Source organism: Rubrimonas cliftonensis (assembly GCF_900107585.1).
Taxonomy (GTDB): Bacteria; Pseudomonadota; Alphaproteobacteria; order Rhodobacterales; family Rhodobacteraceae; genus Rubrimonas; species Rubrimonas cliftonensis.
The window spans coordinates 85,494-110,440 of record NZ_FNQM01000008.1; the positions used below are offsets into that span (position 1 = coordinate 85,494).

The 24,947-nt window shown below is 73.9% G+C and carries 15 protein-coding genes; 6 read left to right on the forward strand and 9 right to left on the reverse strand.

Annotated elements, in window-relative coordinates; translation table 11 throughout:
• Positions 1–11 precede the first annotated feature (11 nt).
• Together galE and BLW43_RS24600 are read right to left on the reverse strand one after the other, a co-directional pair.
• Positions 12–995, reverse strand: a complete 984-nt coding sequence (gene galE / locus BLW43_RS13550) for a UDP-glucose 4-epimerase GalE (protein ID WP_425441183.1) — start codon at positions 993–995, stop codon at positions 12–14.
• An 818-nt stretch (positions 996–1,813) separates the two neighbouring features.
• Positions 1,814–4,483 carry a calcium-binding protein gene (locus BLW43_RS24600; protein ID WP_139284062.1) on the reverse strand — a complete coding sequence of 890 codons (2,670 nt, stop codon included), beginning with the start codon at positions 4,481–4,483 and terminating at the stop codon, positions 1,814–1,816.
• A 394-nt stretch (positions 4,484–4,877) separates the two neighbouring features.
• Between BLW43_RS24600 and BLW43_RS13560 the strand changes: the two genes are divergently transcribed.
• Positions 4,878–6,410, forward strand: a complete 1,533-nt coding sequence (locus BLW43_RS13560; protein WP_175478905.1) for a tetratricopeptide repeat-containing sulfotransferase family protein — start codon at positions 4,878–4,880, stop codon at positions 6,408–6,410.
• Here the strand turns inward: BLW43_RS13560 and BLW43_RS13565 are convergent.
• Positions 6,401–7,309 carry a LysR substrate-binding domain-containing protein gene (locus tag BLW43_RS13565; RefSeq protein WP_093254244.1) on the reverse strand — a complete coding sequence of 303 codons (909 nt, stop codon included), beginning with the start codon at positions 7,307–7,309 and terminating at the stop codon, positions 6,401–6,403. The genes BLW43_RS13560 and BLW43_RS13565 overlap by 10 nt on opposite strands.
• Before the next feature lie 200 nt (positions 7,310–7,509).
• Here BLW43_RS13565 and BLW43_RS13570 point away from each other — a divergent pair, with 200 nt between their 5' ends.
• Positions 7,510–12,834 (forward strand): metallophosphoesterase family protein, encoded by a 5,325-nt coding sequence (locus BLW43_RS13570; RefSeq protein ID WP_093254245.1) that lies wholly within the window; start codon positions 7,510–7,512, stop codon positions 12,832–12,834.
• Positions 12,835–13,084: 250 nt separating this feature from the next.
• Here the strand turns inward: BLW43_RS13570 and BLW43_RS13575 are convergent, their stop codons facing one another.
• Entirely contained in the window at positions 13,085–14,119 is a 1,035-nt protein-coding gene (locus BLW43_RS13575) for a helix-turn-helix domain-containing protein (RefSeq protein ID WP_093254246.1), read from the reverse strand.
• A gap of 206 nt (positions 14,120–14,325) precedes the next feature.
• Here BLW43_RS13575 and BLW43_RS13580 point away from each other — a divergent pair, with 206 nt between their 5' ends.
• Positions 14,326–15,525, forward strand: coding sequence for a site-specific integrase (locus tag BLW43_RS13580; RefSeq protein WP_093254248.1), 1,200 nt, complete (start codon positions 14,326–14,328; stop codon positions 15,523–15,525).
• Positions 15,526–15,628: 103 nt separating this feature from the next.
• On the opposite strand, the gene BLW43_RS22950 is transcribed toward BLW43_RS13580, so the two are convergent.
• Entirely contained in the window at positions 15,629–16,840 is a 1,212-nt protein-coding gene (locus tag BLW43_RS22950; protein WP_175478906.1) for a glycosyltransferase, read from the reverse strand.
• 139 nt (positions 16,841–16,979) lie between these two features.
• Here BLW43_RS22950 and BLW43_RS13590 point away from each other — a divergent pair, with 139 nt between their 5' ends.
• The 3 genes from BLW43_RS13590 (at position 16,980) to repC (ending at position 21,579) form a co-directional block, all read left to right on the forward strand.
• Positions 16,980–18,392, forward strand: a complete 1,413-nt coding sequence (locus BLW43_RS13590; protein WP_093254249.1) for a mannose-1-phosphate guanylyltransferase/mannose-6-phosphate isomerase — start codon at positions 16,980–16,982, stop codon at positions 18,390–18,392.
• Positions 18,393–18,824: 432 nt separating this feature from the next.
• On the forward strand, positions 18,825–19,892 hold the full coding sequence (locus tag BLW43_RS13595; RefSeq protein ID WP_093254250.1) for a replication initiator protein A: 1,068 nt from the start codon (positions 18,825–18,827) through the stop codon (positions 19,890–19,892).
• A gap of 238 nt (positions 19,893–20,130) precedes the next feature.
• A complete protein-coding gene (gene repC, locus BLW43_RS13600; protein WP_093254252.1) occupies positions 20,131–21,579 on the forward strand; it encodes a plasmid replication protein RepC in 1,449 nt (482 codons plus the stop codon).
• 50 nt (positions 21,580–21,629) lie between these two features.
• On the opposite strand, the gene BLW43_RS13605 is transcribed toward repC, so the two are convergent.
• From BLW43_RS13605 to BLW43_RS13620, 4 genes are all read right to left on the reverse strand, one after another.
• Positions 21,630–22,832: a ParB/RepB/Spo0J family partition protein gene (locus BLW43_RS13605; RefSeq protein ID WP_093254253.1), complete on the reverse strand. Its 1,203-nt coding sequence runs from the start codon at positions 22,830–22,832 to the stop codon at positions 21,630–21,632.
• Positions 22,829–24,157 carry an AAA family ATPase gene (locus BLW43_RS13610; protein ID WP_093254255.1) on the reverse strand — a complete coding sequence of 443 codons (1,329 nt, stop codon included), beginning with the start codon at positions 24,155–24,157 and terminating at the stop codon, positions 22,829–22,831. The genes BLW43_RS13605 and BLW43_RS13610 overlap by 4 nt, the downstream gene beginning before the upstream one ends.
• Positions 24,158–24,268: 111 nt before the next feature.
• Entirely contained in the window at positions 24,269–24,565 is a 297-nt protein-coding gene (locus tag BLW43_RS13615) for a CcdB family protein (RefSeq protein ID WP_093254256.1), read from the reverse strand.
• A gap of 4 nt (positions 24,566–24,569) precedes the next feature.
• Positions 24,570–24,821 (reverse strand): type II toxin-antitoxin system CcdA family antitoxin, encoded by a 252-nt coding sequence (locus BLW43_RS13620; protein ID WP_093254257.1) that lies wholly within the window; start codon positions 24,819–24,821, stop codon positions 24,570–24,572.
• Between the last annotated feature and the right edge of the window lie 126 nt (positions 24,822–24,947).

Sequence of the window (24,947 nt, forward strand, 5' to 3'; positions counted from 1 at the left end):
CGCCGCGGGTCTCAGGCGCCGTAGCCGCCGCGCCGCATCCAGGCCCAGGCGTCGCGCAGGATCGCGTCGATGTCGCTGCGCTCGGCGCGCCATCCGAGGATCTGCCGGGCGCGCGACGGGTCGCAGACCAGCCGCGCCGGATCTCCGGGGCGCCGCGGCCCCACGCGATGGGGCACCGGCCGCCCGACGACTTCCCCGGCCCGCTCGATCACCTCGCGGACCGACAGTCCGCGGCCGGCGCCGAGATTGGCCGTGAAGCCCTCGCCGCCGGCCAGCAGCCGCTCGACCCCGAGCACATGGGCGCGGGCGAGGTCGGAGGCGTGCACATAGTCGCGCACGCAGGTGCCGTCCTCGGTGGGATAGTCGTCGCCATAGACCACGATCTCGGGCCGCCGACCCAGGGCGGCCTCCAGCATGATCGGGATGAGATGCGTCTCGGGGCGGTGGTCCTCGCCGATCTCGCCCTCGGGGTCGGCGCCGGCGACGTTGAAGTAGCGGAACACGCCGGCCCGCAGGCCGTGGAAGCGCTCGAAATCGGCGATCAGGCGCTCGATGGCGAGCTTGCACGACCCGTAGGGGCTGTCGGGGCGCAGCGGCGCATCCTCGGGGATCAGCGCGGCGTCGCAGGCGCCGTAGACCGCCGCGGTGGACGAGAACACCAGCGCCCCGACGCCCTCTTCGCGCATCGCCTCCAGCAGGTTCAGCGCGCCCGTCAGGTTGGCGCGCCAGTAGAGCCCCGGATCCCGCACCGACTCGCCGACGAGCGACAGCGCGGCGAAGTGCATCACCGCCGCGGGCGCGAAACGCGCGATCGCCTCGCGGACCGAGGCGGCGTCCAGCAGGTTCCCCTCGACCGCCGGCCCGTAGCGCACGGCCTCGCGCCAGCCCGTGCGGTAGCTGTCGAAGCAGACCGGTTCGTGGCCGGCGGCGGCGAGCGCCTTGCAGGCGTGACTGCCGACATAGCCGGCGCCCCCTGTGACCAGGATGACCGCCATGATCGCCTCCATCGCTCCGCGCCAGGGCGGTCCGCATGCGCCGCGCGTCGCCGTTGTCGCCGAGCGGCGGGCGGCGCGCAAGCTGCGCCGGCGCGCGTGGCGCAGCTTGCGCGCCAATCCCGCCGTCGGCGCCTCCGGAGGATCGATGCCGGCGCGACCGGCGACCGGATGCCGGAACGGCCTTGCTCCGCAGCTCCGGTCCCCCTGGCTTCCGGTCCCCCGGGCTGATGCGGCGGAGCCTCCCGCCCAGCGGCGTCCCGTACGCCCTGACGGCGTCACGGGACCGCGCGGAGCATGCACCGACGACGATGAAGACCGGCATGCCGGCGATCGACCCGGCGGGAGCGGCTTGCTGGTCCGCGTGACGGGAGCCCATGGGGCGGTTGCGGACGGGCGGGGCGAATCGCCGGCAGGCCGCTTCCATGGCGCGCAAGGCGACGCCGGTCGCGTCCGTCGCGCTGGCGAAGGGGCGGCGCGCATGATCTGGGCGGCGACGACGAAGCGGCGGGATCGCCGCATCGCGCGATCCAGGTCGGGCCAGGTCGGGCCAGGTCGGGCCAGGTCGGGCCAGGTCGGGCCAGGTCGGGCCAGGTCGGGGGAGAAGCAGGGGCGCGGCGTTCGCCATCTCCATGGGGCTGACCACAGGCATCGCGCCGCGGATGTGGCGCCCCCGATTCCATGCCGAGCCTTCCGCGGCAGGTCTTCCTGCTCCGCTGGGAGCGCTCGCAGATGTCCGATCGCGCCGCCGGCCGGCGCATGACGCCCCGCCGGTCTGCGCCCGGGGACGTTCGCACGCAGACGCCCCGGATCGTCCCGGCTCAGGCGAAGATGAACACGCTGTCGGCGACCTCCGTCAGCCGCTCCCCGCCCTCGATCAGAATGGACAGGCTGTTCTCGTAGCTGTCGACCTGCCAGATCGTGACCAGACGCCCCTTCTGAAAGATGTCCAGCGCGTCGATCCCGGTGATCCCGGCGCCGGAAAGATCGATCAGGTCGGACCCCACGTTGAAGCGCGGCGCGCGGTCCCGCCCCCAGTCGAGATCGTTGTACACGATCACGTCGAGCCCCGGACCGAGGATGAAGACGTCGTCGCCCGCGCCGCCCTCGAAGGTGTCGTCGCCCAGGTTGCCGCGCAAGCTGTCGTCGCCGGCGCCGCCGACGAGCCGCTCGTTCCCGCGAAAGCCGAACACGTTGTCGTCGCCGTCGCCGGCGTCCAGCACGTCGTCGCCGCGCCCGAGCTTCACGATGTCGTCGCCGGCGCCGGCCGTCACCGTGTCGTCGCCGTCGCCCGCGAGGATGAAATCGTCGCCGTCGCCGCCGTCGATGACGTCGTTCCCGAAATAGCCCTTGATGAGGTCGTCGCCGGCGCCGCCGTCGGCGGTGTCGTCGCCGAGCCCGGCGAGCAGCGTGTCGTCGCCGTCGCCGCCGGAAAGCGCGTCGTCGCCGTCGCCGCCCGACAGCACGTCCTCGTCCGCGTCGCCAGACAGGCTGTCGTCGCCCGCCCCGCCGTCGAGCGCGTCGTCGCCAAGGCCGCCGGTCAGCGTGTCGTCGCCGGCGCCGCCGGAAAGCGTGTCGCGCCCCGCGCCGCCAGCGAAGTCGTCGTCGCCGTCGCCCCCCGCCAGCGCCAGCGCCTCGGGCGCGGTCAGCGTCACCGTCACCGTCCCTGTCGCCGGCGCGGGGCCGGTCGCGCGGCCATAGACCACCGCCGCCGTCGTGGGCGCGCCGAACGGATCGTCGGGGTTGGGCACGCGGTCGATGATGACGATGTCGTCGAAGCCGTCGGCGTTCAGGTCGCCGACCGGGCGCGCCTGCGACGGCCGATATGTGAAGCCGGTCACCCCGATCAGCGCGACGCCGTTGGCGCCGTCGATATCCTGCAGCGACAGCGGCGGCGGATCGACGCCCGCCACGCCGAACACGACATAGGCCTCGCTCCGCTCGGTGAAGTCGGACGTGTCGGGGTCGTAGCTTTCGTCGTAGGTCGAGATCAGCAGGTCCGCGAGCCCGTCGCCGTTGAAGTCGCCGGCCGGCGCGGCGTTCAGGCGCGCGTAGCCGTCGTCCAACCATGCGTTCGTGATCAGACGGCTGCCCGCGGCGAGCCGCTCCGCAAGCGTCACGCGGCCGGTCGCGGGCGACGCCCCCCCGTAGAGCACCGCAAGCTGCGGCGGCCCCGCTTGACTCGCGCAGCAGTCGGACAGCTCCAGCTCGGTGTAGACGAGCCCGAGATCGTCGCGCCCGTCGCCGTTCGCGTCGCCAAGGGCGACGACCTCGAATTCGTAGACGACTCCCGGACCGGGGGTGATGAGATAGCCGTCATCCCCGGACAGCGCCTCGAGCGTCACCGTCGCGTCGAACCCGTCTGCGCGACCGTAGACCACCGCGACGACGAACTCCCCGTCCACATAGGCGGACAGCACCAGGTCGTCGACGCCGTCGCCGTTCATGTCGAGCCCCGCGGCGATGTCGCCGTGGTAGCCGGCGCCCTCGGAGACCAGCACCGGGATCGTGAAGCCGTTCGCGCCGTCCAGGGCGCCGGGCGTCGCGAGCGCCGCCGCGCCCGCCGGCCCGCCGAACACGACATGCAGCGCGGCGAGATCCGCCGTCCATTCGCCGAAGAAGTAGCCGTTCGACGTCACGCCGAGATCGTCGTAGCCGTCGCCGTTCAGGTCGCCGGCGGCGAAGACGCCGCCGCCGAGCCCGATCGGCGCGTCGGGAACGAGCACCGAGGTCTCAGGGCCGCCGGGCGCGTCGTCGATCGCCACCGTCCCGCTCCGTCCCGAAACGCCGAACAGCACCGCCGCAAGACCGGAATAGATCGACTTCGTGTATCCGAAACTGTCCACCGCAGGCGTCGCGTCGCCGCTATAGCGCGAGGCCAGCGCCAGTTCCGTCACGCCGTCGCCGTCAAGGTCGCCGACGGCGGCGAAGGCCGGTTCGTCGATATACTCCGCGCCGCCGAACGACCCCGTCACATGGAGGCCGTCCTCCGGGCCCAGCCCGTAGAGGTCGACCGGGCCCTCGCGCAGCCCCTCGCGACCGAACAGCACGGCGAGGTAGGGCGCTCCGAAGCCGCCGAAGCGGTCGCCGAGGATCAGGTCGTCGACGCCGTCGCCGTTCACGTCTCCCGTCCCGAGCGGCTCCGCAACTTCGAAGGAGTAGTTGGGGCCGGTGGACTGAAACGCGAACCCGCCCTCCGGCGTCAGCGCGGAGACGTCGATCGCGCCGCGGTTCGGCGCGCCCAGCACATAGCTGAAGGTCACGGTCGCGGTCTCGCCCGGCGCCAGACCGTCGAAGGCGTCGTCGGGCTCGAAGAGCAGCGCGCCGTCGGCTGCGATCGTCACCACGCCCCCGCCGGACAGGGTGGAGACCGCGCCGATGGAGAGGGCCACGCCCTCGGGCCCGGCGTCGTTGGCGCGCGGATCGATCCTGAACGGGCTGGTCGTGAAGCCTGCGGCCGCATCGTCGACCGCCACGAACGCGTCCGTCATCGCACGCTCCAATCCATCCGGCTTGATGGCCGTTCTTCAATTCGACGATCATGATGCGATGTGGCGCTGGCGCGCAAGAATTCAGTCGATCTGGCCGGGCTGTTTTCTCGCACAGGGCGCCGCGCAAACCGTCGCAAGAGCGTCATCCCGAGAGATGAACCCGAAAAGCCGCGTCCGGTCAGCCCCGTATGGTCTTCGCGCTTGTTCCGTCGACATGCCGGCTCCTGGAATGCGCGGCCGCGGGGGCGCAGGGTCGGGGGCGGCTGCGCGCCCGCAGGCGGTCGTCGACGGGCGGATCGGCGCGGCCTGCGGCCTTGCGCGCCTTCCCGGCGCGTGCTCTGCGGGACCGGCGCGGCGGCCGCGTCGGCCGCAGGAAGGCAGGACGAGGCCCGGCATGACTGGCGCGGCGGCCGAGACCGCAGACTTCCCCGAGCTGGCCGCCGCCCGCGCGCTCTGGAGCGCCGACCGGCGCGACGCGGCGCTCGCCGCCTTCGCGGCGGCGGCGGGCGCGCGGCCCCGCAACGTGAAGGCGCTGCTCGAGGCGGCGCGCGCCCATGGGGCGTGTTTCGAGATCGCGCGCGCGGAGCGGCTGCTGGAGCAGGCGCAGGCCGTCGGCGGCGGCGATCCGCGGGTCGCGACCGCCATTGCGGCGAGCTACGGCCGCATCTTCCGCGAGCGGCGCGCCATCGCGCTGCTGGAGGCGATGGCGCCGCGCCCCCCTGCGGCCCGCGCCGAGCTTGCGGCGCTCTACGAGCGCATCGGGCGGCTCGACGCGGCGCTGGACGAGATCGAGGCGTGCCGCGCCGCCGCGCCCGACGCGCCCGAGCTGCTGCTCGCGCTGGGCCGCGTCCTGCGCCGCAAGGGCGACGCGCGGCCGGCGGCGGCGGCCCTGCGCCGGGCGCTGGCGCTCTCGAGCGCGCCGCCGCTCGCAGCGGAGGCGTGGAGCGAGCTGAGCTATCTGCACGACGCGGCCGGGGAGTTCGACGCCGCCGCGGCGGCGATCGACCGCGCGCACGCCGTCATCCGCGCCGGGCCCGACATCGCCCGGCTGCTCGCCCAGGCGGCGGCGAACAACAGGGCCGTCGAGCGGCTGTCGCAGGCGTTCGGGCGCGAGCGCCTCGCGGCGTGGCGCGCGCGGTCGCCGGAGCGGCGCAGCGAGGCCGTCGGCCATCTGATCGGCTTTCCGCGCTCCGGCACGACGCTGCTGGAGCAGCGGCTTGACGCGCATCCCGGCGTCGTCGCCTCGCCGGAGCGCCCGCTCTACCTGCGCGACCTGCTGCCGGCGCTGTGCCGCGCGGGCGGCGGGCCGCTTTCGCTGGCCTCGCTCGACGCGGCGCCCGAGGCCGCCGTGGCGGCGCTGCGCGCGCGCTATCTCTCGGGGATGGCGGCCGCGCTGGGCGAGGATCTCGGCGGACGGCTGCACATCGACAAGAACCCCAACCACACGGGCCTGCTGCCCGGCCTGCTGCGCCTGTTCCCCGAATCGCGCGTCGTGACCGCGCTGCGCGACCCGCGCGACGTGGTGACGAGCTGCGTCATGCGGACCTTCCGCGTCACCGAATTCAGCGCGATGCTGCTCGACTGGGGCTCGGCGGCGGCGCTCTACGCCGTGGAGATGGGGGCGTGGCTCCGTTACCGCGCCGCGCTCGACCCAGCCCAGCTGGTTGAGACGCGCTACGAGGACGGGCTCGACGATTTCGCCGGCGAGACGCGCCGCACGCTCGCCGCTCTGGGCCTGCCATGGGACGACGCGGTGCTGGGCTACCGCGAGCGGCTGGCCGACAAGGCGGTGAACTCGCCGACCCAGACCGAGGTGCGCCGCCCGCCGCACCGGGGCGCCGTGGGCCGCTGGCGGAACCACGAGGCCCGCCTCGCCCCGCACATGGACGTGCTGCGCCCCTTCGTCGAGGCCTTCGGCTACGACTGACGCTGGCCTGCGTCCGTCGTCGTCATCTCCGCGGCGAGACGGGCCGCCACGTCGCGGAACGCCGCGATCAGCGGCTGGCGGCGGCGCTCGCGGCGGTAGATCAGGTATTCCTGGAACTCCAGCCGCGTCCGCCTGCCCGCCAGCGGCGTGTGCGACAGCCGCGGGTCGGGCGGACACTCCGAGGGCACGAAGAAGGCGACGCCCATGCCGGTGGCGACGGCCTCGCGGATGGCGCTGCGCTCGTTGATCTCCAGCACGCCGCGCGGCTGCACGGCTTCGGCCTCCATCGCCTGCGCGATCATGGCGTGGGTCCGCGAGCCCTGCTCGCGCATGATCAGGGTCTCGCCGGCGAGATCGGCGACGGCGACCTGCGCGAGCCGCTCGAAACGATGCCCCCGCGCGGCCGTGACCCACAGGCGCTCGCGCCGCAGGGGCTCGACGCCCAGCGCGTCGCCCGCCGGCGGGTCGACCGCGACGCCGAGATCGGCCGAGCCGTTCTGCACCTCCTCGAGGATCGCGCCGATCGATGCGACGCCGAGCGAAAGCTCGACCGCCGCATGGCGCGCGCGGAACCGGCGCAGCAGCTCGACCGCCAGCGCTGTGCTGTCGGCCGCCAGGCGCAGGCGTCCGCCGGTCAGCGCAGCCGGGCGGCGCAGCGCGGTTTCGACGTCCTCCGCCGCGATCATCAGTCTTTCGGTCACGGAAAAGAGATCGCGGCCCGACGCGGTCAACCGCAGCGTGCGGCCGCGACGTTCGAACAGCCGCACGCCGTAATGGGCCTCCAAGGATTTGAGATGCTGGGAAATCGTCGGCTGCGAGACGCCCAGCACGGTCGCCGCGCGCGCCACGCCGCCCTCGCGGGCGACGAGGTGAAACGCCCTCACCTGCGCGAAATTCATCGGTTTTCCCTAAGTATCAGCGTGGAAGAACGAATTTGATCTATCAATCGCATTGGTTAACCGTCCGTGTCGAGTTCTCCGGGCGGTTTCGCGGCGCGATCTGCGCCGCGGCCCGGCCCGACCGCTGAAACCCGACCGCCGGAACCCGAGCGGGCCCCCGCCCGCCGAGGCCGCGCGACCCGCGATCCGTGGAGAATCCGATGCTCGACATGCTGATCAACGCCGAGGGCGACGCCAGGACCTTCGCGCTCGCCGACGTGTTCGGACCCGGCGCGACCGGCTTCGCGGTCGCCACGTCGAATGGCGGGACGGTGGCCGCCGCCATCCTCGACGGCGTGCTGACGCTGACCCCGGGCGCGCTCGGCCACGCCGACATCACCCTCACCGCCACCGGCGCCGAGGGCGAGGCGCTGTCGCATGATTTCCGCGCCATCGTCGCGGGGCCGAACGCCTATGTCTTCGCGATCATCCCCGACACCCAGGACTACACCTCGAACGCCGCGATCCGCGAGACGTTCGGGAACATGACCGACTGGCTGCTCGCCCAGCAGGAGAGCCTGGGCATCGCCCATGTCATCCATGTCGGCGACATCGTCCAGTTCGGCGCCGAGAGCCAGTGGCTGATCGCCGAGGACGCGATGGAGCGGCTCGACGGCAGGCTGAGCTACACGCTGAACGTCGGCAACCACGACCAGCAGCGCCCCGGCTTCTCCTCCGCGTTCTCGTTCGAGAGCGACGTGGACGCCTACTTCACGCCGGAGCAGGTCGGCGCGACGCCCGAGCAGGGCGGCGGGACCTATGACGGCTTCGACGTCGGCGAGGACACGTTCGGCAACGGCGACACCTACACCGACAGCATCCGCAACCACTACACCACCATCACCACGCCGGACGGGCAGGACTGGCTGATCTTCAGCCTCGAGTTCGGCATGCCCGACGACGTGCTGCGCTGGGCCTCGGAGATCATCGAGGACCATCTCGACCACCGCGTGATCATCGACACCCATTCCTGGAACGGCGGCGACGGGCGCGTGACGCCGACCACCTCGCCGCTGACCACCGACAATGGCGGCTGGGGCTACGCGATCCGCGACAACCCGCGCAACGTCAACGACGGCGAGGATGCCTGGCGCGAGCTGGCGTCGAAATATCCCAACGTCACCTTCACCTTCAACGGCCACAACTTCATGGGCGGCGCGGAGACGGTGGCGAGCCTCGCGGCGGGCGGCGCCCCGGTCCACCAGATGTTCGTGAACTACCAGAATGGCGCGCTGCCCAACGATGCGAGCTTCAACGGCACCGGCGGCGACGGCGCGATCCGGCTGGTGGTGATCGACCCCGACAACAGCCGCTTCACCACGCACACCAAGCTCGTCGAGCGCGACGGCTTCTACAACGCCTTCCCCGACCATGAGGAGGTGTTCGAGGGCGTCGATTTCGGCGCGCCGGAGCAGATCACCATCGCCAAGGCCGGCGGCGCGCTGGTCGCCGTGGCCGAGGGCGAGACGGCGACGGTCGCGCTCGACCCCGCCGCCTCGCTGGAGAACGGCCCGACCACCTACGCCTGGTTCGACGCCGCGGGCGAGAAGCTGGGCGAGACCGACGGCGCGGCCCTGGAGGTCGAGCTGCCCGCCGGCGTGCACCGCCTGACGCTGAAGGCGACGGACGCCGAGGGCAATGTCAGCGCCGATCTCAAGACCGTGCTGGTCCGCACGGGCCAGAACCTGCTCGCCGAGACCTTCGACGACGGGAACGCCGACGGCTGGGGCGTGCCGGTGACGCCGCCGGCGGCCGTCACGATCGGCACGGATCTCGGCTTCGGCGCGCCCTCGATCAGCGGCGTCGCGCAGATCCCGGTGACGCTGGAGTTCGAGAGCAGCTTCCGCCCCTACGACGACCAGACCGGCGAGATCATGGTCTCCTTCGACGGCGGCGAAAGCTTCACGACGCTGCTGACCCTCGACACCGCCTCCGTCCCCGGCGGCGAGAGCTCGCTGGCGCGCGCCAACGAGACCATCGTCATCGAGACGCTGATCCCCAACAGCGCGGCTTCGGTGCAGTTCGCCTGGCGCATGAGCGAGGCCGACAACGACTGGTGGTGGGCCATCGACGACGTGAAGGTGTTCGGGCCGGGCGCGACGACCGAGACCGTCATCTGGAGCGAGAACTTCGACGGGCTCGCCGCGTCGCTGCTCTCTGCGGTCGACGAGAACATCCCCGCGACGGTGCTCGGTTGGACGCATGAGACGCCCGAGGGCTGGACGCGCACGGTCGACGCGCCGCAGGGCGCGACGGAATGGCAGGGCTGGTCCTTCGCGACGCCGGAATTCTGGACCTCCGCCGACGGCCAGCAGCGGTCGAGCTTCACGCTGGGGACCGGCGTGATCGCCATCGCCGACGGCGACGAGTGGGACGACTTCAACGGCGGCTCGGTCGTGGGCGACGACTTCGCCACGGTGCTGACGACCGACGCCATCGCGCTGGACGGCCTCGGCGAAGGCGCGTCGGCGCTGAGGCTGACCTTCGACAGCAGCTTCCGGCCCTATGACGCGCAGACCGGCGAGGTGCTGGTCTCCTTCGACGGCGGCGAGTTCGCCGCGCTGCTGACGCTCGACACCTCGACCGTGCCGGGCGGCCAGAGCTCGCTGGCGCGCGCCAACGAGACGGTCGTCATCGACCTCGCGGCCCTGGAGGGCGCGCAAGACGTGCGGTTCCGCTTCGACTATCGCGACGCCGACAATGACTGGTGGTGGGCGATCGACAACCTGTCGCTCGCCAGCGTCACGACCGAGCGGCCTGAACTCTTCGCCGAGGACTTCGACGGCCTGCCCCTGCAGGGCGTGGTGGACGAGCCGGGCGATCCGGCGGTTCCGGTCTGGACGCCGACGCCGCCCGAGGGCTGGGCGCAGGAGGTCGCCGACACGACCTCGCAGGGCACGACCGAGTGGCAGGGCTGGACCTTCGCCGACAAGGATTTCTGGATCGACGTCGCCGGCAACCAGTCGCGGGATGCGTTTGCGCTGGGCGCGAACACGCTGGCGATCGCCGACCCCGACGAGTGGGACGACAACAACGCCGGCGCGGCCGGCGACACCAACGAGTTCGACAGCACGCTGACGACGCCGGCCATCGACCTCACCGGCGTCGGCGGCGGCCAGCCGGGCGGCGAGGCGGCCGGGGTGGCGAAGGTCGGCGCCCTGGGCGGCGCGGCGGGCCTGCTGGTCACGCCGGCCGCGTCGGGGCGCTTCGACGCCTACACGCTGATCTTCGACGTGCTCGCGCAGTCCGGCGCGCTGACCGGCCCGGCGGCGCTCTACCAGACCGACGCGGCCAACCGCGACGCCGCCGAGCTCTACATCGGCGAGGCCGGCGGCATCGGCGTGCCGGGCTTCTATGTCGGGCAGGAGCAGTTCGCCTTCGACGCCTGGAACCGCATCGTGATCCGCATCGACGTGCAGGACGGCCAGCAGATCCTGAGCGGCTTCATCAACGGCGAGAAGGTGGCCGAGCTGCCGGTGAGCGGCGTCGGCGAGACCGGCTCGACCTGGTCGATCGACGCCGATGCGGGCTTCCTGCTGTTCTCCGACGGCGCGGGCCTGACCGGCGATCTCTTCGTCAATGCGGTCGCCTTCACGCCGGACGTGCTGGACGACGCGGCCATCGAGGGGCTTGGCGGCGTGGACGTCGACGGTCCACTCTCCGGGCCGCAGAACCCCGACGCCTTCCAGCTCAGCTTCGACGGCGCGCTCGATGCGGTCGACGTCGGCTCGGCGACGGTGGAGCAGGTCAGCTTCGCGCAGGCGAGCCTCGGCTCGTTCCTCGTCAAGGGGTCGATCTTCGGCAACCCGGACGGCGAGGGCGAGGCCGCCGTCTACGCCCAGTCGAACGGCCCGAACGAGATCCTGCTGTATCAGGACGGTTTCGACTGGTCGAACTATGTGTACGACGTGGTGATCGAGCCGGCGGACAACGACACCGTCGGCGTGGTGTTCTACTGGGCCGACGCTTCGAACTACTACGAAGTCGCGATCGACCAGCAGAACCGCACCCGCACCCTGACCCGGGTCCAGGACGGCGAGGCGACCGTGCTGGCGCAGGAGAACGGCGCCTACCGCCATTTCGCCAGGCAGGATCTCCGCGTGGCGGTCGGCGAGAACGGGATCATCGTCACGCTCGACGAGGCGCTGCTGTTCGACGGGCCGGTGGTTGACGCCGAGCCGCTGCAGGGCGGCACGGTGGGCTTGCTCAGCCGCTCGATGGACCGGGTCGAGTTCGACAATGTCGTGGTGACGGCCCAGACGCTTGCGGCCCGCCTGCTCGGCGACGCGCGCGGCGTGGACCTCGACGGCGACGGCGTGGCGACGCTGTCCTTCACGGCCGCGGCGACCATCAGCCCGGCGGCGGTGGCCAGCTTCGAGTGGCTCGTCGACGGCGAGGTCGCAGCGACCGGCGAGACGGTCGAGATCGAGGCGCCGGTCGGCGAGACCGTGGTGACGCTGCGGGTGACCGACGTGAACGGCGCGGTCTCGACCGACGCCCGCACGGTGGAGGTCGTCCCGGCGGAGGCGGTGCTGCTGGCGGCGGATTTCTCCACCGACGCGGCGGGCTTCGCCTTCATCGACGAGGGGACGATCGACGCCCCCGGCGCCTGGAGCGTGACCGACGGCGCGCTGGTTCAGGAGAGCGACATCAACTCCTCCCAGCAGGGCACGGGATCTCGCGCCTACTCGGTGGACGGCGACGGCCCCTACCTGCTGCGCGACGGGACCTACGCCCTCCATGACGCCGAAGAGGCGGCGGCATGGCGGGACTATGCGCTCGAGGTCACGGCGACGTCCGCCGACAACGACGGCGTCGGCGTGCTGTTCCGCTACCAGGACGCCGACAACTACTACAAGCTGGAGATCGACGCGCAGCTCGGGCTGGTGCATCTCACGCGCCATCTCGACGGGTTCGAGACGCTGCTGGCGCGCGCCTATGGCGGCTACACGCCGGGCGAGGCGTTCGACATCCGCATCGAGGCGGAGGGGTCGCGGCTCGGGGCCTGGATCGACGGGGCGGAGGTCTTCGGCGCGCAGGTCGACGATACGCGGCTCGAGAGCGGCACGGTGGGCCTCTACACCTGGGCCAACGCCGGCGTCGCGTTCGACGACCTCGTGGTGACGCGCCTCGGCGATGCGCCGGGGCTGAACCTGATCGAGGGGACCGACGGCAACGACCGGCTGGCGGGCACGGCGCTCGCCGACGAGATCCGCACCGGCGGCGGGCGGTCGGACGTGGTCAGCGGGCTCGGCGGCGGCGACCGCTTCGTGTTCGAGAACGGCGCGGGCCGGCAGGTGCTGCGGATCGAGGACTACGACGCCGCCGAGGGCGACGTTCTGGATCTGGGCGGGGCGCAGGTGGCCGGCGTCCGGGATGCGGCGGGCCGCCTCGTGCTGACGCTGGACACCGACGACGTGATCATCCTCACCGGCCTCTCGTCGGTGGATGAGATCGTTTTCGCCGGCGACACGCTCTTCGGCTGAGGCGCCCGGCCGTCCGCAGGGCCCGCCCAGCGAGCCCCGCCGCCCGGGCGAGTCCGGACGGCGGCGACCCGCCAGGCCGGACTGAGCCGGACTAGGCCGGACTGGGCCGGGCGGCCCGCGCGCATCCGGCCTTCCGGCGCTCGACCGGGGCGGTCCGGTCTGCGACCGGATCGGTCCGAGGCCATCTGCGGGGGCGTGGAACGGCTGCGGCATCGCCGCGCCGCGCGGGATCGCCCCGGACCTCTCCGCGTCACGCCGCCGCCCGCCATGTCCTGAAGCGGCCCCGTCCCGTCATCTCCCGCGCGATCCCGGCGGCCTCCAGCCGTTCGAGCGCGCGCCCCGCGGCGCTTTCCGACAGCCCGAGCGCGCGCGCCGCCTCCGGGGCGGCGAGGGCGAGGCGCCGCGCGAGCAGCTCCACGAGGCGGGCAGGCGTGCGCCCCTTCATGGCGGCGGCGGCGGCGTCGGCGCGGGCGCGCCAGGCGGCGAGGTCGTCCAGCGCCGCCCGCGCGTCCGCCGCGCCGTCGGCGAGATCGGCGAGGAACGCCGCCAGCCTCGCCTCGGGCTCGGGGCCGGCGGCGCGGCGGCGCAGGGGCAGCGGCGCGAAGCGCGCCCCGCCGCCCCTGGCGTCGCCGCGTCCCGGACCGCCGCCCGGCGAGGCTCTCCCCCAGAAGACGCCTGGCGACGACGCGCCGGCCGCAAGCCGCATCGCCGCGACGGCCGCATCGGCCGCGGCGTCGGGATCGGCGCGCCGGAGCGCCTGCTCCAGCGCCGCCGCGCGCACGAAGCAGTGCCGGCCCTGCGCCGTCTCCGGCGGCTCCGCCGGCCATCGGTCCTGCGCCGAGCGCGCGGCCGCCAGCCGGCGCGCGAGCCCGTGCGCCAGCGTCATCGCGGGGGCCTCGTCGCCCGCCCTGCCCCGCCGGCGGGCGGCGTCGAGCGCCATCGCCCAGGGGTCCACCGGCGCGGCCTCCGCCTGCAGCAGCCGCGCGGCCTGCACGACGGCGAGCCGCTCGCGCGCAGCCCGGCGCGCCGCCGGGGGCGCGAGGCGCAGCCGCTCGTCGAGCCGGGCGAAGCCTGCGGCGGCGGCGACCAGGCCCTGGACGCAGGCGCGTTCGGCCTCGGCCCAGCCATGCGCGTCCGCGGCCTGCGCGCGGAACCGGCGTGGCGCGTCGTCCTCGGCGGCGCGGAGGGCCGGCGGCGCGTCCTCCTCGAGGTCGTCGTAGATCGAGCGCGCGAGGGAGGCCTCGTCGTCGGGATCGGCGTCAGTCCAAGGTGGGTGTCGGTGCATTCGATCAGAATAGCTTGAAAACCGTAAAAAGCGAAATGGACAGGATTACGCCGTTTACCTTGAGGGCTGCTCCACCGCATGCAACCATGCGATAACAGATATTTATCGCAAGGCTTGTCCGAAGGCCCTCCGGCGGGCAGAATCCGAGCCCAAGAGGCGCGAATGCGCCGTGAGAGCGCACCGCGCTCGGTCCGGAGACGCGCCCCATGTCGTCCACGCCGAACGACGCCGGCCAGAACGACCCTGGCCAGAACGACCCTGGCCAGAACGACCACCCCGGCCCGGACGACCCCGGCCCGGACGCGGCCGCGGCCGACGCGGCCCGCCGCCGCGTGGCCGCGCTGCTGGCGGACCGCCCGCCTGCGCTCTCCGACGCGCATGTGGCTGCGCTTCTGGCGATGGCCCGCGAGACGACGCCCGACAACTCCGCGCGCGCGCTGCGCAGCGACGCCCGCGCCATCGCGGCGTGGCGGCGGGCCGCCGTCGGCGGAGACCTCGTCTTTCCCGAGGCGCCCGGCGTCGTCGTCGCCTTCATCCTCGACCATGCCGCCGATCTGGAGAGCCGGCCGGCCGACGACCCGTCGCGCCTCGCCGCCGAGGCGCTGGTCGCGCTCGGCCGCCGCGGCGGGCTGGCGGCGCAGGCCCCGGCCACCATCGGCCGCCGGCTCGCGAGTTGGCGCCGGCTGCACCGGCTGAAGGGCGTCGACGACCCCTTCGACGACCCGCTGGTGCGCGAGACGCTGCGCATGGTCCGCCGCGCCGGGCGCGGCCGCCACGGCCGGCCGAGGAAATCCGCCAACGCCATCGACCGCCGGCTGCTCGACGCGCTCTACGAGGCGCGGCCCTCCGGCCTGCGCGGCGTCCGCGACGCGGCGCTCATCGAGGTCGCCTGGGCCTCGGGCGGGCGGCGGCGCTCCGAGATGGCGGCGCTGAGGGTCGAGGATCTCGACCGCTCGCGCTTCGCCGGGACCGGGGAGATCGGCCTGCGGCTGGCCGGCTCCAAGACCCATCGCGGCGCCGAGGCCCCGCCGCCGCTGACGGTCCGCGGCCGCGCGGCGCGCTGTCTCGACCTGTGGCTGCGCGCCTCCGGCGTGACGGCGGGCCCGGTGTTCCGCGGCCTCACCCGCGGCGGGGCCGGGCGCACGGTCAGAGTGCTGGAGACGGGCGTGAGCGGCGAGGCGATCCGGCGCGCGGTGAAGTCGGCGCTGGTCGCCGCGGGGTTCGACCCCGCCCACGCCTCGCCCCACGGGCTGAGGAGCGGCTTCGTCACCGAGGCCGCGCGCCGGGGCGTGCCGCTCGAGGCCGCCATGCGCCTCACCCTGCACCGCTCCCGCGCCCAGGCCGGCGCGTACTATCAGGAAGCCGGGCTCGACCGGAACCCGGCGACGGCGCTCGGGGCCGAGTGAGCGCGGCGTGGAGGCGGGGCTGGAGGCGGCGCCCCTCCCCGTCCCCGAGCCTTCTCCGAGCCTTCCCTGTCCCCGAGCCTTTCCGGGCGCTCCCGGCGAGGGGTCAGGCGCGCTCGGCCAGCCGCCGCAGCGCCGCGGCCCGCGCCGGCCAGATCCACGCCCGGTCATAGGCGGCGAGGATGCGCTGGCGCGCCCGCAGCCCCCGCGCCCGCGCGCCGGCGCGGTCCTCCAGCGTCGCGACGATCGCCGCGGCCAGCGCCTGCGGGTCGTAGTGGTCGACGAGCAGCGCGCCGTCCGATGCGCCCAGCGCTTCGCGGATCGGCGCCGCGTCGTTCGCGATCAGCGGCGCCCCCGCGCTCATCGCCTCCAGGAACGACCACGACAGCACGAAGGGCACCGTCAGGTACACATGCGCGTCGGTCCCCTGCAGCAGCGCGGCGTAGGGCGCGGGCGCGAGCAGCCCCGTGAAGTGCAGCCGGCTTTCGTCGAGGTCGAGTTCGGCCAGCATCCGCGCCTTCCAGCTCTCGCCCGCCGGCAGCGCCGCGCCATAGGCCACCCGGTCCCGCCCCGCGATCACGGCGTGAAGCTTCGGCCGCGCCTTCTGCGCCAGCGCCAGCGCGCGCATGAACTCCGGAAAGCCGCGATAGGGCTCCATGCCGCGGGTGGCGTAGCTCACCACCTCCGCGTCATCCGGAACGCCGTGCTCGGCCAGCTGCGCCCGCGCGGCGGGGTCGGGCTTCAAGCCGGCGGCGTCCACGCCGTCCGGCGCCACGGTCAGCCGCGCGCGGATCCAGTCGGGAAACTGCGCCGCCTGGAACTCGGCGGGGCAGAACGCCATGTCCGCCTGCGCCAGATCGACGAGCATCGGCGCGTTGCGCGCCGCCGCCCGCGCCCGCAGGGCCGTCTCGTCGCCGGGCGGCGGATCGTCGGGGTGGATGTCCGGGCGCGGGTGGCGGTACCACCACTCCAGATAGGGGACGAAGGCGGCGCCCGGCCAGACCGCCTTGGCGTAGGTGCCCGCGCCCCAGCCGCTGTGGGCGACGACGACCTGCGGATCGATCCCGGCGGCCTTCGCCTTCACCGCCGTCGCGGCGAAGCTTTCGGCGTTGCGCAGGGCGCGGTCGAGGCCGCGGGCGTGGCGGTGCGTCTCCGGCGCGCCGTCCTCGGCGGCTTCGAACAGCATCATCCGGCAGCCGCGCGGCGGCGTCGCCTGGGCGGCGGTCGCGAAGCAGACGTCGTCGCCCTGGCGCGCCAGCCATGCGCCGAAGGCGCCGAACTGGCCCGGAAAGTTCGTGTGGACGAAGAGGATGCGCATTCTCGGACTCTCGGTCTGCCAGCTCCCGCGGCGGCGGGACGCGGCGCGACCGTCGCGGGGGGACTGTTGCATCTCGACTTTGCGGCCGGCAACCGTCAAAGCTGCGCGCGTGTCCCCTCCCGCCCGAGCGAAACCCCGCATGACCGCTGCGATCATCCCCATCATTCTGTGCGGCGGTTCGGGCACGCGGCTCTGGCCGGTTTCGCGCAAGGACTTCGCCAAGCAGCACGCGCCGATCCTTGAAGGGCTTTCGCCGTTTCAGGGGACGCTGGCGCGCTTTGCGGGCGGCGGCTTCGACCGGCCCATCGTGGTCGCGGGCGCCGGGGGGCGTTTCATGGCGGCCGACCAGGCGCTGGCGGTGGGCGTGGCGCCTGAGATGCTGCTGGAGCCGGAGGGGCGCGACACCGCCGCCGCCATCGCCGCCGCGGCGCGGCTGGCGGCGCGGCGGCGGCCCGACGCGGTGGCGATGGTGTTCCCGTCCGACCACCTGATCCGGGACGTCGCGGCGCTGCACGCGGCGATGGCGGCGGCGGCGGAGGCGGCCGGGGCGGGCCGCATCGTGACCGTGGGCATGCGGCCGACCGAGCCGGCCACCGGCTTCGGCTACATCCGCCCCGGCGAGGGGCTCGGCCATGGCGCGGCGCGGGCGGTCGCGCGCTTCGTGGAGAAGCCCGACGCCGCGCAGGCGCAGGCGCTGATCGCCGACGGCTGCCTGTGGAACGCGGGCATGTTCTGCTTCCGCGCCGACGTGCTGCTGGAGGAGATCGCGCGGCTCGCGCCGGAGGTCGCCGCGGCCGTCGAGCGCGGCGTGGAGGAGGCGGAGGACGACCTCGGCGCGCTCCGCCTGGGCCAGGGTTTCCTCGCTGCGCCAAAGATCTCGTTCGACTATGCGGTGATGGAGAAGACCGCCCGCGCCGCCGTGGTGGAGGCCGATTTCGGCTGGTCCGACATCGGCGACTGGCGCGAGGTGTGGCGCGCCGCGCCCCGCGACGCGGCGGACAACGCCGCCATCGGCGAGGCGGTGCTGCAGGACAGCCGCGGCTGCTACGTGCGCGCGGACGCCGGCCGGCTGGTGGCGACGCTGGGGCTCGAGGGGCTCGCGGTGATCGACACGCCCGACGCGGTGATGGTGGCGCCGCTCGACCGCACGCAGGAGGTGAAGGGGCTGGTCGCCGCGCTCGCCGCCGCCGGCCGGCCCGAGGCGACGACGCCCGCCCGCGTCCACCGCCCCTGGGGCTGGTACCAGACCATGGATCTCGGCGAGCGCTTCCGCGTGAAGCGCATCCAGGTGACGCCGGGCAAGAAGCTGAGCCTGCAGAAGCACCACCACCGCGCCGAGCACTGGGTCGTGGTGAAGGGCACGGCGGAAGTCACCCGCGACCACGAGGTGCTGACCGTGCGCGAGAACGAGAGCGTCTATCTGCCGCTCGGCTGCGTCCACCGCCTCGCCAACCCTGGCAAGATCCCTGTCGAGATCATCGAGGTGCAGACCGGCGCCTATCTCGAAGAAGACGACATCATCCGCATCGAGGACGATTTCGGCCGCGGCTGAACCGCCCCCGGCGCTTGCCGGCCGCCCGTCGCCAACGCGCGTCGCGCCTCCCCGCGCGCCGGGCGCCGTGCGATCTTGGGGCGGTCTTCGGGCGTCCCCGAACGGCCTTCGGCGGGCGGCGGTGAACGAAGGTCCGAGCTTCGGACCCCGCCGCCGCCGCCCTGCCCCGGCCGCCGCCGCGGGGCGCTGCGATTCGCCCGCCGTTGCGGCCTGCTCCGGCGATTTCGGTGATTCCCCGCGGGGAAGCGCCGCCGGCGCCGTTCCTTCGTTCACCGACTGCCGTTCCTTCGTTCACCCCGGCCCGTTCCATCGATCACCCGGCGCCGTTCCTTCGTTCACCCGGCGCCGTTAGATCGTTCACTGCGGCCTGCGGCGCTGGACGGGTCGGGACGGCTGCGACAAAGCTGTGAACCTGTGGTCGAGGGGCGCGGCATGGCGATGGAAACCTACGAGATCGAGACCCTGGGCGGGGCCCGACCCGCCATGGACCAGCCGGCCCCCGCCCAGCCGGCCCCGGACCAGCCCGGCGCGACCGGCGCGCCCCTGTCGCCCGCCCTCCCGTCGCCGCGCCGCGCCGCGGTCGAGACCGACAGCCCGCTGGAGGGCGCGGTCGCCGGCCAGGTCGACCTGATGGCCTACCCGTTCTTCTCGCTGTCCAAGACCCCCGCCAAGCGCGCGATAAAGTTCGTCGAGGGCGCGGTGTCGCTGGAGGTGCGGCCCTCCGAGAAGGGCGTCGCCACGATCTACGACAAGGAGATCCTGATCTACCTCGCCTCGCTGGCCATCGAGCGGCTCGACCGCGGCGAGACCTTCGACGGCGTCCTGACCTTCACCGCCTACGATTTCTTCAAGCTCGCCGGCCTCTCCGGCGCCTCGGGCAAGAACTACCAGCGGCTCGCCGGCTCGCTCGACCGGCTGCAGGGCACGCAGGTGCGCACCACCATCGAAACGGGGGGCGTCAACATCGACGGCTGGTTCTCCTGGGTGTCGGAGGCGCAGGTGATCTTCACCCGCGACAGCCGCGGACAGAAGCGGGCGCGGGCCTTCCGCGTGCGCATCACCGACTGGCTGGTGCGCGCCATCGCCGCCGACGGTTCGGTGCTGAGCTACGACCGCAGCTATTTCCAGCTGTCGGCCATCGAGCGGCGGCTCTACGAGATCGCCCGCGCCGGCTGCGTGCGCGGCGCGCCGCTGGAGCTGGAGCTCAATACGCTGCGCACCCGCGTCGGCGTCACCAGCCCGCTCAAGAAGTTCCGCCAGCTGCTCGCCCAGATCGCCGAGCGCGACGACCTGCCGGGCTTTCGCGTCGACATCCTCGACGCCGAGGCCCGCGGCGTGCTGAGCCGCATCAGGGTGCGCCTCGTCCCCCGCGCCGGCGCGCTGGCGCCGCCGCGCGGCGCGGCGCCCGGCCCAGAAAGCGGCCCGGAAAGCGGCCCGGAAAGCCGTCCCGAAATCCCAGCCGGAAGCCCGCCCGCCCAGGGCGCGCTCGCGCTCGACTGAGCCGCGGGCGCATCAGGCGCAGGACGTCCCGACCATGACAGAGGAAAGCCGAACCCCAGAATAGCAAACCCCCGGAGGCCGGAGGCTCCCCGAGGGCGTGCGTCGTCTATCGTTGGCGCTTTAGACATAGCACCCCCCCATATCAGCCGCAACGCTCAAGCGCGCTTCCTGCGTGTCCGAAGGCGTGCGCGCGGGCGAGACGCCCGGACTCCGGCCAACACCGGAGACCACAGAGGCCATGCTCATCGAGACCGAGGCGGCGCATCCCCCGCGCCGCGCCCCCGCCCCTTCCGGGCGGGACGACCTTCCCTCGCCCGCGGCCCGGCCGAACCCCGGCCAGCGCCGCTCCACCCCCGCCGGCCGCCGCGCCGATGCGCTGGCCGAGGCCTGGGCCGGTCTGCCCGAGGGCGTCACCCGCTGGCGCCTCGTCGCAGCCCTCAGGGCCGCCGCCCGCGCGCTGAGCCTGTCCAGCCCGATGCTGCGGCTGATGGAGCACTACGTCGACCTCACCTACGATCAGGACTGGGCGGAGGACAGCGAGCCGGTGATCTGCCGCCCGCTGACGGAGATCGCCGAGCATCTCGGCCGCAGCGAGCGCCAGGTGCGCAACATCGAGCGCGCGCTCGTCGAGCGCGGCCTGCTGGCGTTCCGCGACAGCGGCAACCACGCCCGCAAGGGCCGCCGCGACCGAAAGACCGGCCGTCTGGTCTACGCCTACGGGCCGAGCCTGGCGCCCTTCGGCGCCCGCGCCGGGGAGGTGATCGCGCTGGCCGCCGCCGCCCGCGCCGACATCGCCGAGGGTCGCCGCCTGCGCATGGCGGTCTCGGCGCTGCGCCGGCGGCTGAAGGCCGATCTCGACGCGGCCGACGCCGCGGGGATCGAGGCGACCGCCTTGCGCGCCGCGCTCGACGCCGCCCCGGCCCGCCTGCCCGCCGCGATGCCGGCGGATGCGCTGCGGGGCCTGCGCGACGACCTCGCCGATCTCGCGGCGCGGGTGCTGGAGGCGCTTGGCGGCGCCTGCCCCGAGGACGACGCCCCGGCATGGTCCAAGCTGCATGAAACTTCCGCCCGGCCGGCAATCGACGGCTCTCCTGAAACTGATACATCCAAAAAAAATGCCGCAAGCGGCTCTGGTATCGCCTTGAAAAAGGCAAAGACGGCCGCGGGGCGCGAAGGGACGATCGATGCGCCTGTTGTGGGAGGCGGAAAGGACGAGCGCGCTCGGACGGCGCACCCCGACAACGGCGTGGGGGCGATCCCGCTGGCGCTGGCGCTGGCCGCAGCCGGGCCCGAGATCGGGGCCCTGGCGCGGGAGACCGCCGCGGCGCGGGGCGGTCCGCCCAACTGGCCGGTGCTGATCGACGCCGCCCGCACGGTCGCGCCGATGCTGGGGATCGACCAGACGCTCTGGGGCGAGGCCTGCGGGCGGCTGGGGCGCGGCGGCGCGGTGCTGGCGACGATCATCCTTGCGCGCGGCGCCGCGCGGGCCGGGCCGGAGGATGGCGGCGCTGGGGCGGGGGTCGGCGGGGCCGGTCTCGCGCCGATCCGCCGCCCGGCGGCCTATCTGCGCGAACTTCTGGCGCGGGCGGATCGGGGCGAGTTGCATCTCGACCGCTCGATCCGGGCGCTCGCGGCGACCCCCTGCGGCGACAGCCCCGAGCCTGCGCTGCGCAGGGCCGCGCCGTGAGGTCAGGGCGAGATCCGGGCGAGGTCCGGACCAGTCCGGGTCGGCGCGCCCTACCCGTCCAGCTCCCGCAGGAACGCCGCCAGCGCGACGCGCAGCTCCGGCTCGCTCCAGCTCCGCGCGCCGGCGAAGCGGATCGTGACGCGGTCGCCCCGCGCCGCGGCCTCCACCCCCATGCGCTCGGCCCGCGCCCGCACGGTCGGCCCGGCCGCGCTGCGCGGGGCGCTTCGGAGCGCCCCGCCGCCCGCCGCCGCGGCGTCGAGCGCCGACAGCGCGTCGTCGCGGCCCGCCTCCGTCTGGGCGCCGGCCAGGAGGGCGCCGCGCAGGAGCGCGCTGAGCGGGTCGGGCCGCTCGGCGGTGGGCAGCGGCAGCGCCGGGTCGGCGACGGCGCGCAGCAGCGCGACCTCAAGCGTCTCGCTGCGGTCGGGCTGGGCGGCGAGCGCGATGCGCACGGCCTCGGCGGTCTCCGGCGCCTCGCGCATGCGGTTGCGCAGCGCGACGCCCACGGCGCGGGGCAGCGCGGCGGGATGGGCCAGCGCGTCGCCGACCGCGTCCATCACCTCGACGAAGTTGCGGATGTAGCTGCGCTTCTGCGGCGCGGCGGAGCGGAACAGCTCGGCCACCGCCGCGTCGGCGTCGCCGCCCAGATGCGCGTCGGCGTAGGCGCGGGCGAGCCGCGCCATCTCGGCGAAGGAGACGTCGCGCCGCATCAGGTTCTCGTCGACCATGCGGCGGTAGGCGCTCGCGAGAGCCGCGGCGTCCTCCCTGTCCGCGGGGCCGATCGCGGCGGGGATGCGCTCGAAGCCCGGCCCCTCGGCGCGCAGCTCGCGCCAGGCCGCGAGGCGGCGCCAGCCCTGCACCAGCGCGAAGCGGCGCGGGCCCGGCGCCGCGCCCTGCCCGTCCCCGATCCGCGCCAGCCGGATCGGGTTCGACAGCCCGATCTCGCGGATCGAGGCCTTCAGCGCCTCGATGTCCTCGTCGCGCACCGGCGCCCGGTCGCGGATCAGCCAGCCCTCGTCGATGGCGTCCGGGTCGACCGCCTCCAGCAGCAGCCCGGCGCGCTTGGCTGCGACATGCGCCGCGGCCAGCGCGTCGTTCTCGGCGCGGATCGCAGCCTCTCGGGCGGCGCGGTCGGAGAGCGAGGCCGCGGTCTCGCGCACGGCGGCGGCCATGGGTCCGCGCCGGGCGGGCGGCGGCGTCGCGGCGTCGGGCTCCGCCGCCGGGGCCTCGACGTCGAAGGCGCGCCGCCGGCTCACGCCGCGGCCTCCCCGCCAGCGGCCCGGTCGCCGTTCTCGGCTGCGATCTCCGTCCGCGCCGCCGCGACGGCCTCGGCGAACTCGCCGTAAGCCGCGTCAAAACTTTCTCGCGCGCGGCGCCAGGTCTCTCGGGTCATGTCGCGGTAGTCGATCTCGTAGACCGAGCACAGGAAGCGGCCCGACTGCTCGACGGCCCGCGTCATCTCGATCTGGCGCTGCGCCACCCGCTCGCCGAAGGCTTTTCGGAACGCGCCGTCCATCGCCTGGTGCAGCGGGTTGCCCGGCTCGTAGCGCGTCAGCAGGAAGCGCAGGTCGCAGAACCGTTTCCCCGCGGGGAAATGCCCGCCGAAGCCGTGCTCGAGGTCGGCCAGCGCGTCCGAGAGCTGGCCGAGAAACGAGGTGGTGCTGTCGTACTCCCAGTAGCCGGGGCCGGAGGGGATCCACAGCAGGTCGGCGGCGAAGACCGCGTTCATCGACTGGTAGCCGATGGCCGGCGGGCAGTCGAAGATGATCAGGTCGTAGGCGTCGGGCGGCAGCGCGTCGAGCCAGCGCGAGACCGCGGCGAAGAAGGTCCAGTCGGGGTTGAGGTGGCGGTACTGGGCGCTGGCGAACTCCACGAAGGCGGCGTTGGCGCAGGAGGCGACGAGGTCGACCGTCGGCCATGCCGTGGCGCGGATGAAGCTGGCCGGCGCGCGCGCCTCCAGGCCGAGCCCGGTCACCGAGGCGGGCAGGGCGCGCCGCTCGGTCCGCGCGCCGCTCTCCGCGCCGACGGGGCCGGCGTTCATCGCCTCGGTCTCGCGGATGAGATCGCGCGCCATGACGCCCCAGACCGTGTCCTCCTCGGCGACGTCGACCGCGCCCATGGCGTGGGAGAGCGTGGCCTGCGGGTCGAAATCCACCGCCAGCACGCGCCAGCCCTCAAGGGCGGCGGCGTGGGCGAAATGCAGCGCCACGGTGGACTTGCCGGCCCCGCCCTTGAAGTTGGCGATCGCCGCGCGCACGGCGCGGCCTCCGGTGCGGGCGGGCATGAGGCCCGCGCGGCCGCGGCCGGGCTTCAGCCGGGCGCGCAGCGCGTTGATCTCGTCGAGGCTGAACCAGCGCTGGCGGCCGTCGGGCTCGGTCACGCCCTGGGGCAGGGCGGGGTTCTCGGCGAGGCGGTTGCGGAAGGTGGAGGGGTTGATCTTCAGGATCAGCTCCGCGACCTCCCAGCTGGAGAAGCGGCGCAGGGTCTTCTCGGCCTCGGGCGAGAAGGTCTGGGCGCGGATCCAGCCCTGGATGCGCCGCGATCCCGCCGTCAGGCGGGCGAGGTCTTCATGGTCGATCATGTGCCTGTCCGGTTGAGGCGCCTCTTGCGGGCGTCCTTCGCTGCTCGCGGGCAGTTTACGCCCGCAGGCCCGAACCACCAAGCAAAACCGTTCCCCGCGGGGAAAGGCGCTTCAGAAGCCGCTGAAGACCATGTCGAGCGCGCCGCGGATCGCGTGATCCTGCGCGCTCAGGTCGGCGACCGGCGCGCCGGCTAGAAGCCGCGCAGGAACGGCCGCCATCTCGGCGGTGTGCAGCGCGCAGCGGGCGCCCTCGATCTCGAAGACCGGTTCGAGGCGGGAGATCGCCGGCAGCGCCTCACTGACCGGCATGAGCGGCGCGACGACCCGCGACCCGGTTGCGATCAGGTCCGACTGGAGGTCCAGCACGAGGGCGCCGTCCGGCAGGCGGTGGACGTGGAACTGCGCCACCCGGTCAGGGCTTCCACGACTGCCACGCCGCCAGCGGCAGGCCGTTGGCCTCGATCCACGCCGTGCGCCGCGCCATGGCGTCGGTGTTTTCGGCGCGCCACGCCTCGGCCCGCGCGGCGCGCACGGCCTGATCGAGCGCCGTCTCGGCGATGGCGGAGACGTTGAGATCGAGCGCCCGCGCCGCGTCGAGCAGCGCCGCGTCGAGGGTGACGTTGGTTCTGCGCTTGACGGCGACGCTGGTGCGATCACGTGACATACACATTCTTTATACACACTCAATCCTGCGCGCAAGTTCCCCCGGCGGCCTGTCCGTTCCCCGCGGGGAAAGCGCGCGCCGAGCCTTGCCCCATCGTCAGCCCCGGCGCCTCGGGCTATCGTGGCG